10 protein-coding genes are annotated in these 9,688 nt (G+C 61.6%); 3 read left to right on the plus strand and 7 right to left on the minus strand.

What is annotated here, in order from left to right:
• Positions 1-89: 89 nt before the first annotated feature.
• The 4 genes from HX846_RS11200 to HX846_RS11215 all read right to left on the minus strand — a co-directional run bounded on the left by HX846_RS11200 (position 90) and on the right by HX846_RS11215 (position 2,752).
• A complete protein-coding gene (locus HX846_RS11200) occupies positions 90-794 on the minus strand; it encodes a hypothetical protein (RefSeq protein WP_178965393.1) in 705 nt (234 codons plus the stop codon).
• Positions 795-896: 102 nt separating this feature from the next.
• Positions 897-1,151, minus strand: a complete 255-nt coding sequence (locus HX846_RS11205; RefSeq protein WP_087692806.1) for a Txe/YoeB family addiction module toxin — start codon at positions 1,149-1,151, stop codon at positions 897-899.
• Positions 1,148-1,402 carry a type II toxin-antitoxin system prevent-host-death family antitoxin gene (locus tag HX846_RS11210; RefSeq protein ID WP_087692805.1) on the minus strand — a complete coding sequence of 85 codons (255 nt, stop codon included), beginning with the start codon at positions 1,400-1,402 and terminating at the stop codon, positions 1,148-1,150. The genes HX846_RS11205 and HX846_RS11210 overlap by 4 nt, the downstream gene beginning before the upstream one ends.
• 147 nt (positions 1,403-1,549) lie before the next feature.
• Positions 1,550-2,752 carry a pyridoxal phosphate-dependent aminotransferase gene (locus tag HX846_RS11215; protein WP_178965394.1) on the minus strand — a complete coding sequence of 401 codons (1,203 nt, stop codon included), beginning with the start codon at positions 2,750-2,752 and terminating at the stop codon, positions 1,550-1,552.
• A gap of 223 nt (positions 2,753-2,975) precedes the next feature.
• On the opposite strand from HX846_RS11215, the gene HX846_RS11220 reads away from it, so the two are divergent.
• Positions 2,976-4,994, plus strand: coding sequence for a c-type cytochrome (locus tag HX846_RS11220; RefSeq protein WP_178965395.1), 2,019 nt, complete (start codon positions 2,976-2,978; stop codon positions 4,992-4,994).
• A 142-nt stretch (positions 4,995-5,136) separates the two neighbouring features.
• Here HX846_RS11220 and HX846_RS11225 read toward each other — a convergent pair whose 3' ends face one another.
• Positions 5,137-7,155, minus strand: a complete 2,019-nt coding sequence (locus HX846_RS11225; protein ID WP_177054462.1) for a TonB-dependent receptor — start codon at positions 7,153-7,155, stop codon at positions 5,137-5,139.
• A gap of 378 nt (positions 7,156-7,533) precedes the next feature.
• Between HX846_RS11225 and HX846_RS11230 the strand changes: the two genes are divergently transcribed.
• Together HX846_RS11230 and HX846_RS11235 are read left to right on the plus strand one after the other, a co-directional pair.
• Positions 7,534-7,770: a VF530 family DNA-binding protein gene (locus HX846_RS11230; protein WP_003216406.1), complete on the plus strand. Its 237-nt coding sequence runs from the start codon at positions 7,534-7,536 to the stop codon at positions 7,768-7,770.
• A gap of 1 nt (position 7,771) precedes the next feature.
• Positions 7,772-8,413: a Pr6Pr family membrane protein gene (locus tag HX846_RS11235; RefSeq protein WP_003216408.1), complete on the plus strand. Its 642-nt coding sequence runs from the start codon at positions 7,772-7,774 to the stop codon at positions 8,411-8,413.
• A gap of 71 nt (positions 8,414-8,484) precedes the next feature.
• On the opposite strand, the gene HX846_RS11240 is transcribed toward HX846_RS11235, so the two are convergent.
• Together HX846_RS11240 and HX846_RS11245 are read right to left on the minus strand one after the other, a co-directional pair.
• A complete protein-coding gene (locus HX846_RS11240; RefSeq protein ID WP_003216410.1) occupies positions 8,485-9,234 on the minus strand; it encodes a siderophore-interacting protein in 750 nt (249 codons plus the stop codon).
• The coding region (locus HX846_RS11245) for a PadR family transcriptional regulator (protein WP_256739805.1) at positions 9,231-9,688 on the minus strand (458 nt) is incomplete at its 5' end. The genes HX846_RS11245 and HX846_RS11240, both read right to left, overlap by 4 nt.

Genomic DNA, 9,688 nt, shown 5'->3' on the forward strand with positions numbered 1-9,688 from the left:
GCTTGCTCGCGAAAGCGGAGTGTCAGTCAATGCATACGTGACTGACCCACCGTCTTCGCGAGCAAGCCCGCTCCCACATTTAGATCGAGTTACTGCTGGGCGATGCTGTAGCCCTCAAACGCCGTCTGCTGCTGCAGCGCGGTGATGATGCTTTTACGCGTCAGTGGCTGCTCGGCGCCCGAGTTATCCACAAAGGTTTCAACTTCCAGTTCCGCCTCGTCACCTTCACCGACAAAGGTAAAGCCGAGGAATTCAAACGCCTCACGGTCGACGTTCGGCTTGGAGCGCGGCGAACGCAGCGGCAGGGTGACGCTGATGCCGTCCTTGCTGATGGCGAACACTTCCACTTCCTTCTTCGGGCGGGAAGCCTTGCCTTTGCCGGCGCTCGGGTTGCTGATGGCCTGGTGGGTCTGGTTCAGCACCTTGAGGGCCAGGCCGTAGACCAGCTCCTGAAACTCCGGGTCGTCCTTGAAGCTGGACAGGATGCGGCTGATGGAGAACTTGCTGTTCAGGTCTTCGAGGGCGGCGTTGTCGGCGGCTTCGGCGTCCTTGAGCTGCTTGAGCTCGCCCATCAGGTCGTAGGCCTTGTCGTCGTCGAAAGCGTCGTGGGCCTGGCGGATGGCCATGCGCAGCTCGCGGATCTGGTCGCTTTCCTTGGAGGTGTGGAACGCGTCCAGCACCATTTCACTGATGGTCTTGGCCGCCGGCACGTGCTGTGAAAGATTGATGGCGTTTTCGTATTCAGCTTTGGATTGCAAGGCGACTACGGATTCTTCGGTGCGGGAATCAGACATTGAAATTTCACTACTTCAGTAAACGGGGAGACGGGAAAAGCGTCGCGCATTTTCAGCGGGGAGGGGGATCAGGTCAAGGCAGGATCCTGACGGTAAATGGCGTCAATAGTGATAGCGACACATGAGGATCTGTATTTCACCCTCCTCAATCCCGTACACCAGACGATGTTCCGCTGTGATTCGCCTGGACCAGAAACCACTGAGGTTATGTTTGAGTGGTTCTGGTTTGCCAACGCCGTCAAAAGGATCACGCTGGATCGATTTGATCAGTAAGTTGATGCGTTTGAGCCCAGCTTTGTCGTTTTGTTGAAACCAGAGGTAGTCGTCCCAGCCTTCAGGCGTAAAGAGTATTTTCATTCTTCAATCAACTGCCTCGGCTTGGCCTTTCCGGCTCGCAGGCTGTTGATCGATTTGATCAAGCGTTCCGCGTTGTTGGGAGAGCGCAGCAGATAGGCCGTCTCCTCAAGAGCGTTGAACTCTGAGAGAGAGATCATGACCACCGGTTCACCTTTTTGCCGGGTCACCAACAGAGGGGCACGATCTTCGTTTACCCGATCCATCGTGTCCGAGAGATGGGCCCGTGCATGGGTGTAGTTGATAGTTTCCATAATTGAGTCCTCGCTTAATGGCTGAAACGTACAGAAATACGTACAGGTCATCAAGGGGCATCTTACCAACGGTTGATTTAACCGAGGCGCTTGCCCATTTCGAAGGCGCGTTTTTCGTAGCCCAATTCCTGGTACAGCCGCTACCTGTTATCGGTCATCACGTAAAGGCGCGGCGTCGGCCCCAAGCCCTTCGACGAAGCCGGCAATGCGCTGGCAAGCCTCCCTGAGGGTGTCATCGGCGACGGTAAACGAAACCCGCACAAACCCTTCGGCGCTGGGGCCAAACGCCTGGGCGTCAAGCACCGATACGCCGGTCTGGCGATACAGTTGCCAGGCGAATTCCCGGCCGCTGAGCCCGGTGCGGCGTACGTCCACCAGCATGAACATGCCCGCCTGGGGGACTCGGCAGTCCAGCTCGCTGATCGCACTCAACGCGTTCACCACCAGGTCACGCCGGCGCCGATACACCGCACGGGCATCGCTGACCACGGCCTCATCCAGTTCCAGTGCCTTGATCGCCGCCGCCTGGATAAACCCTGGCAGGCCGTAAATCATGCACAGCAGCAAGTTCTCCAGATGGCTGATCAACGTGGGCGGGCCTGCCACCCAGCCTACCCGCCAGCCAGTCATGGCGTGGCTTTTCGACAGGCTGTTGAGCACCACCGTACGCTCGGCCATGCCGGGTAACGCGCTGATGCTCAGGTGTTGATCGTCATAGATGAGCTGCCCATACACTTCATCGCAAATCACCCACAGGTCGTGGGCGCGTGCCACTTCGGCGACGGCTTCCAGCTCTTCGCGGCAGTAGACATTGCCGGTGGGGTTGCACGGTGTAGCGAGGGCGATGCCCCGGGTCTTGTCGGTAATCGCGGCTTGCAGCGCGGTGCGGGTCAGGCGAAAGCCGTTGGCGGCCGGTTGTTCGACGGTTCTAATGCGTGCCCCCGAGGCTTGGACACAGGCCTCGTAGGTCAGGTACATCGGCTCTGGCACCAGCACTTCATCGCCGTGGCTGAACAGGCACAAGCAGGCCGCGAACAGGCCATTCTGCGCGCCGGCGACCAGGGCGATATTGTCGGCGTGCACCGCAATCCCTTGCAGCAGGCTCTGCCGGGCCGCGATGGCTTCCCGCAGTTCCGGGCGGCCGAGCACAGGGGTGTAGTGGGTGTCGCCGGCGCGCAGGGCGTCCACGGCGGTTTCACAGATCGCGCTGTGTGTGGCGAAATCCGGGTCGCCGACACTGAGCACAATCACGTCTTCGCCACGCAGTTGGGCTTCGGCGGCGGCGTAGTGAATATCCCAGGCACTGACGGATTCGCCGCCAATGCGCCCCACAAAGGGTGAATAACGCATCCTTGCTCTCCTCGCCGACATCGATGCCCGCGTCAATTAGTCAATTTCAGTTCCACTGTAGAACATGCCGCCTGATCCACATCAAGGGCCGCGCGCAAAAAATCCGCTACAACGAAGCTGGGGCTGGCCATGCCCCGGTTATCTGCCTGATGACCCAATAAAAACGATTGCAGACCTGCGCCGAGGGGACCGCCCCAGGCCGGGTTATTAAAGGAATAGTGCGATGATTTTTCCCCTGTCACGTCTGGGCCTTGTGGGGGTGGTGCTGTCCCTTCCCCTGCACGCCAACGAAGCCGACCCCACGCTGATCGAACAGGGCAAATACGTTGCCCAACTGGGCGACTGCATCGCCTGCCACACCGCCAGGCAAGGCGCGCAGATGGCCGGCGGGCTGGAACTGGGCACGCCGATGGGCACGATCTATTCGAGCAACATCACCCCGGACCGTGACACCGGCATCGGCCAGTACACCTTCGAGCAGTTCGACCGGGTGATGCGTGAAGGCGTGACGCCGGCCGGGCAGAACCTGTACCCGGCGATGCCTTACCCGTCCTACGCGAAGATGAGCGAAGGCGACATGCGCGCCTTGTTCGCCTACCTGATGCAGGGCGTGGAGGCGGTGAACAAACCCAACCTGGACGCCGAGATGGGCTTCCCGTTCAACCAGCGCTGGGGCCTGGCGTTGTGGAATTTGGCGTTTCTCGACAAGCAACCATTCGTGCCGGACCCGGCGAAGGATGACGTGCTTAACCGTGGCGCCTACCTCGTCCAGGGCCTGGGCCACTGCGGCTCGTGCCACACCCCGCGCGGCATCGCCTTCCAGGAAAAAGCCATGAGCGACGCGGGCCGCAGTGGCCGGCATTACCTGGCCGGTGAGACTGTCGAGCACTGGCGCGCCTTGAGCCTGCGCAACCTGTGGACGGTGGACGACACCGTGCAATTGCTCAAGACCGGGCAGAACCGCTTTGCCACGGTCGCGGGCAACATGGCGGATGTGATTCATCACAGTACCCAACACTTCACCGATGCCGATTTGACCGCCATCGCGACGTATCTCAAATCCCTGCCGCCGGGCAAGGACGACCTGCCGATGCCCGCCGTGGCCCACGAACCCGCCGCACCGCCCAAGGACTTGTTCACCAGCCGTGGTGGCCTGGGCTATATGCAGTTTTGCAGTGACTGCCACCGCAGCGATGGCGGCGGGGTGAAAGGGCTGTTCCCGCCGTTGGCCGGCAACCCGAGCGTTGCCTCGAACAACCCGACGTCACTGCTGCACATCACCCTCACCGGTTGGGAAACCGCCGAGACCGCAGCCCATCCACGGGTCTACACCATGCCTGGGTTTGCGCGGTTGGCGGATCAGGAAATCGCTGAAATCCTCAGTTTCGTGCGCAGCAGTTGGGGTAACGAAGGCACGCCTGTCACGGCTGCCCAAGTGAAGAAAATGCGTGGCCAGCTCACCCCGGTCACCACCGATTCGTCAGCGTTTGAAACCCCACGCCTGGCCGAATTGTTGGCGGCGCCGAATGCCGATCAGGTGGTACGCGGCATGCGCCTGCACCTGCAGACCAAGGAACTGCTGCCCAATAACGTGGGCAACTCGCTGAACTGCACCAGCTGCCATCTCAACGCCGGCACTGTGGCGGATGGTTCGCCGTTTGTGGGCGTCTCGGCATTTTTCCCGAGCTATGCGCCGCGTGCGGGCAAGGTGGTGAGCCTGGAAGAGCGGATCAACGGCTGCTTCCGTCGCTCGATGAATGGCAAGCCGTTGCCAGCGGAATCGGCGGAGATGCAGGCGATGGTGGCGTACTTCGACTGGATGAAAAACAACACCAGGCCCGAAGACAAGGTCGCCGGGCGCGGGGTGGGCAAGGTCGACCCGGCGATCAAGCCGGATATGCAGAATGGCAGGCAGGTCTACGCCAAGCAGTGCGCGGTGTGCCATGGCGACAATGGCCAAGGGTTGACGCGGGCGGATGGCGAGTTGGTGTACCCGCCGTTGTGGGGCGAGCAGTCGTTCAATATCGGGGCGGGGATGGCGCGGCTGTACACGGCGGCGGCGTTCGTCAAACGCAACATGCCAATCGGTTTCCACGAGAAATTCCCGTTGGGGCAGGGCGGGTTGTCGGATCAGGAGGCGGTGGATGTGGCAGCGTACTTCTCCCAACAACCTCGTCCGGATTTCCCGGACAAGGTGAAGGACTGGCCGAAGGGGGGTAAGCCCGTGGATGCGCGGTACTAACCCCACCACCTATTCGAAGTGGGCACAGTCAATGTGGGAGCGGGCTTGCTCGCGAAGACGGTGAGTCAGTCACCCATGTATTGACTGACACTGCGCTTTCGCGAGCAAGCCCGCTCCCACAGTTTTAACCGAGTGCAGTCAGTTAGAAGGTGGTGCGCAACCCGACCTGCACACTTCGACCCGGCGCCGGGGCGATGTCCCGCAGGATCGAACTGGCGTAGCGCACGGTCTGGTTCGTCAGGTTCTCGCCGTTGACGAACGCCAGCCACTGGCTGCCGCCGACATTGAAGCGGTAGCCGGCGCTGGCGCCCAAGGTGGTGTAGCCGTCGGTGCCGCTTTCGTTATCCGGCACCCGCCCCTGGCCCGCCGCGTGTTCAACGTCAATCCGCGCCTGCCAGCGATCCAGTTCCCACAAGAGGCCGCTGTTCAAACGCAACGGCGCAATGCGGGGCAACGCTTCACCCGTGTCCAGGTTGGTTGCACGGGTGTAGTCGCCCGACAGTTCCAGCGCGAACTTGCCGTAGGCACCTTCCCCCAGCTTGATGTGATCCTGGGCTTCAAAGCCTGCGAAACGCGCACGCACACCGGAATATTTGTACTCAGGGATGCCGCCGGCGTCTTCCTCGCCTTCGTCATTCAAGGTGCGACCGCTGCCCAGCAGGCCGATGTAATTGGAGAAGTGGCTGTAGAACACGCCGAAGCTGCCCTTGTGGGTGCCGTTGTCGAAGCGCAGTGCCAGGTCGCTGGACACGGCTTTTTCTTTCGACAGGTTGGCGTCGCCCAGTTCATAGGTGCCGGTGGCGACGTGAGCGCCGTTGGCATACAGCTCGTAGAAGGTCGGGGCACGTTCGGTGTAGCCGAGGGTGGCGGCCAGGGACCAGATCGGCGTGAGGGTGTACACCGCGCCGGACGACAGGCTGCCGGCGGTGAAGTCGGCGGATTTGTCGGCATTGACGAAGCGTGCGTTGCCTTTGCCGTCCGGGTCGACGTTAGTGTGTTCCAGGCGCCCACCGAGGCTCAGCTTGAGGCGCTCGGTGGCCTGCATTTCTTCGAGGATAAACAGGGCGCCGGCGTTGGTATCGGTCTGCGGCACGAAGGCTTCTTCACCCAGGGCCGAGAATTCATTGCGACTGACTTGGGCGCCCACCACGCCGTTGAACGGCCCGATCGGCAAGTGTCGCGCTTCCACCCGGGCTTCATAGCCCTTGTTCTTGAAGGTGGTGCCGGTCTCGCCGCCTTCGATTTCCATGTGCTTGTAGTCGGTATAGCCGGCGTCGAGTTTGACCGAGGTGAACGGGCCTTGCAGGTTGCGGATTTCGGACGCAAAGGCGTAGTGATCCTGCTTCATGCGGATGCGCACGTCCTGCTCGGCCGGGGAGCCGTAGTTGCTGTCGTAGTTGCTGTAGGACAGCCCGGCGTAACCGTCGTCCCAAGTGTAGGAACCGCCGACTGCACCACCGTCCTGGCGTCCGTCGCTGTTGCCGAGGCGACCGTTCTTGCCTTCACCGTCGTCGCTTGGCGGTGCATGGCGGCTGCGGGCAAAGCCGGGGATTTTCAGGTCGTTGAATTCCCGCGCGCTGGCGTCCAGGTGCAAGGCGAAGGTGCCGTTGCCGGCTTCCAGTTTGCCGGCGCTGCTGCGGGTGGTGTCGGCGCCGCCGTAGCGCAATTCACCGGCACCGTGAATGCCTTCGATGGCTTCGGTGGGGATGCGGTTGTCGAAGGTATTGACCACGCCGCCGATGGCGCTGCCGCCGTAGAGCAGGGCGGCCGGGCCGCGCACGATTTCGATGCGGTCGACGTTGACCGGGTCCAGCGGCACCGCGTGGTCATAGGACAACGACGAGGCATCCAGCGCGCCGACTCCGTTGCGCAGGAGGCGAATGCGGTCACCATCCTGGCCACGAATGATCGGCCGGCTGGCCCCCGGGCCGAAGTACGACGACGACACACCGGGCTGCTTGTTCAGGGTTTCACCCAGGCTGCCTTTTTGTTGCAGGGTCAGGTCATCGCCTTCCAGCACGGTGGTGGGCGAGGCGAGGGTTTCGCTGCCCAGCGGGTTGCCGGTGATGACTTGGGGTTGCAGTTCCAGGGCGTTGGCCTGGGAGGTGATCAACAGGGCGGCGGCCAGCGGGGTGAGGCGCCAGAGAGAAGAGAGGGACATCGGTCGTTCCTTGGCAAACGGCAAAAAGAGAAGGCTGAAAACGGTAAGGGATTCGATACCCTTTGATAGTTATCGTTACAATATAACATCACTTTTTTCCCTGCCAAGGGGAACTTTCCCAAACCCCGCTCGATCACTCCCACGCTGATCGTTCCCACGCTCTGCGTGGAAATGCATGCCGTGACGCTCTGCGTCACCATTGCGCAGGGTTAAAACTTGCGTCGACCGAGGGACGCAGAGCGTCCAATTCGGCATTCCCATGCAGGGCGTGGGAACGATCGAACAGTGGCCTATAGTGAAGGCAACGCTTCCACCCGCACGGCCCGTCCGCTAAGGTGCGCGGCTTCGTTTTCTTCTTTTCTGCACAAAAGGCCCGGCATGACCGCGACAAACAAAGACCCACTGCACGGCGTCACCCTGGAACAGGTCCTCACCGCGCTGGTGGCGCATTACCAATGGGAAGGCCTGGCCGAGCGCATCAACATCCGCTGTTTTTCCAGTGACCCGAGCATCAAGTCGAGCCTGTCGTTCCTGCGCAAGACCCCGTGGGCGCGGGAGAAGGTCGAAGGTTTGTACGTGAAGTTGATGCGCACCAAGCGACCGGTCGAGGACTGAGGTGAAACGTCACCTTATCGGCCTCGCAGCCCTCGGCGGTTGGGCCGGCCTGGCGCTGCAGCAGTACATCATTTTCTACTTCCGCTGGGTCGATGGCGCCAGCCTGTTGCCGGGCCTGGTGAATTTCTTCAGCTTCTTCACCGTGCTCACCAACACCCTGGTGGCGGTGGTGTTGACCCATGCGTGGGTGCAACGGCCAACCGCGGCGAGCCGATTCTTCCTCGGGCCCGTAGTCAGCAGCGGGATTGCCGTGAGCATTGTCGTGGTCAGTCTCGCCTACAGCCTGTTGTTGCGCCACATGTGGCAGCCTGCGGGGGTGCAGTTTGTGGCGGACGAGTTGCTGCACGACGTGATGCCGTTGGTGTTTGTCGCGTATTGGTGGTGGTGCGTGCCCAAGGGCAGTCTGCGCCTCAAACACATCGGGCTGTGGGTGATTTACCCGGTGGTGTACTTCGCCTATGCGTTGTTGCGCGGGTATGTGTGGGGGCTGTATCAGTACCCGTTCATTAACGTGGACACCCTGGGTTATCCACAGGTGTTCATCAATGCCGGGGGGATTCTGGTGGGGTTTGTGCTGATTGCTCTGGGGGTGGTGGGGCTGGATAAAATCTGTAGGAGTGAGCTTGCTCGCGAAGAACGTTAACGATAACGCAGTGTGTCTGGTTTAACGCGGCGCTCTCAGGTTCTTCGCGAGCAAGCTCGCTCCTACAGGGATCACTGTTGCCAGTAACCCACGGCCTTGAGGAATGCCTCATTGACGTTGTGCGTGTCCAGCAGCACCCGCCGTACTTGGCGCGAGAGCTTGCTCTCGGTGGCGACAAAGCTGTACAGCGAACCGTCCGGCAGCGTCAGGTTGTGCACCGTCTCGAGCAGGTCATCCTGGCCGCGCACCACCCAGATCACTTCCACTTCGGCAGCGCTGGCCAGCGGCTGCTGTTCCGCCGCATTGGCGATCTCGATCACCGCCAATACCTTGCGCCCCGCCGGTAATTCGTCCAGGCGCCGGGCAATCGCCGGGATCGCGGTTTCATCGCCGATCAACAGGTAGCTGTCGAAGATATCCGGCACGATCATCGAGCCACGCGGCCCACCGATATGCAGGTGCTGGCCGACCTTGGCCTGCTCTGCCCAGGTGGAGGCAGGGCCATCGCCATGCAGCACGAAGTCGATGTCCAGCTCGCCGATGTCCAGGTCGTACCGGCGTGGGGTGTAGTCGCGCATGGCGGGTTGCGGGCCGTCGCCGCGCAGGTTGAAGTCGGGGCTGTCCAGCGCCGCTTGTTCGGCGGCGTTCTGTGGGAACAGCAGCTTGATGTGATCGTCACTGCCCAGGCTGATAAAGCCCGCCAGTTCCGGCCCGCCCAGGGTGATGCGGCGCATGCGCGGGGTGATGTCGACCACCCGCAGGACTTCGAGGCGGCGGCGTTTGATTTCGTGGGTCACGCGGTGGATGGCTTGGGTATTCATTGAGCTTTCCCGTCGGCAATGGCTTGGGCGGTGCTGTTGAGCAGCGCCGCGACACGAACGATTTCTTCCGGGCTCCAGCGCCCGTGGTGCGAATGCAAGGCGTGGCGCAGGTTATGCACCGCCTCGTGGATTTCCGGCGGACGGTCCTGGCCCCGCAGCGAACGTTTGCTCACATCCATGCGCATGCGAATGCCTTCGAGGGCAACCGCCTGTTCGCTTAAGAAGAGACGACCGGCGTCGGTGATTGTGTAGCGTTTTTTTCCGTCTTCGGCGTCGCCGGTAATCAGTTCGCTTTCTTCGAGAAAGGTCAGCGTGGGGTAGATCACGCCGGGGCTGGGGCTGTAGGCGCCGTCGAACAGGGTCTCGATCCGGCGAATCAGGTCGTAGCCATGGCACGGCTGTTCGGCGATCAGCGCCGGCAGCAGCAGTTTCAGGTCGCCGGGGGCGAAGACCC

Origin of the sequence: Pseudomonas sp. K5002 (assembly GCF_013386655.1) — a bacterium.
GTDB lineage: Bacteria > Pseudomonadota > Gammaproteobacteria > Pseudomonadales > Pseudomonadaceae > Aquipseudomonas.

Excerpts from the sequence above, each read along its gene's own strand:
- HX846_RS11200 (WP_178965393.1), bottom strand. The coding sequence starts at position 794 with ATGTCTGATTCCCGCACCGAAGAATCCGTAGTCGCCTTGCAATCCAAA.
- HX846_RS11205 (WP_087692806.1), bottom strand. The coding sequence starts at position 1,151 with ATGAAAATACTCTTTACGCCTGAAGGCTGGGACGACTACCTCTGGTTT.
- HX846_RS11210 (WP_087692805.1), bottom strand. The coding sequence starts at position 1,402 with ATGGAAACTATCAACTACACCCATGCACGGGCCCATCTCTCGGACACG.
- HX846_RS11215 (WP_178965394.1), bottom strand. The coding sequence starts at position 2,752 with ATGCGTTATTCACCCTTTGTGGGGCGCATTGGCGGCGAATCCGTCAGT.
- HX846_RS11220 (WP_178965395.1), top strand. The coding sequence starts at position 2,976 with ATGATTTTTCCCCTGTCACGTCTGGGCCTTGTGGGGGTGGTGCTGTCC.
- HX846_RS11225 (WP_177054462.1), bottom strand. The coding sequence starts at position 7,155 with ATGTCCCTCTCTTCTCTCTGGCGCCTCACCCCGCTGGCCGCCGCCCTG.
- HX846_RS11230 (WP_003216406.1), top strand. The coding sequence starts at position 7,534 with ATGACCGCGACAAACAAAGACCCACTGCACGGCGTCACCCTGGAACAG.
- HX846_RS11240 (WP_003216410.1), bottom strand. The coding sequence starts at position 9,234 with ATGAATACCCAAGCCATCCACCGCGTGACCCACGAAATCAAACGCCGC.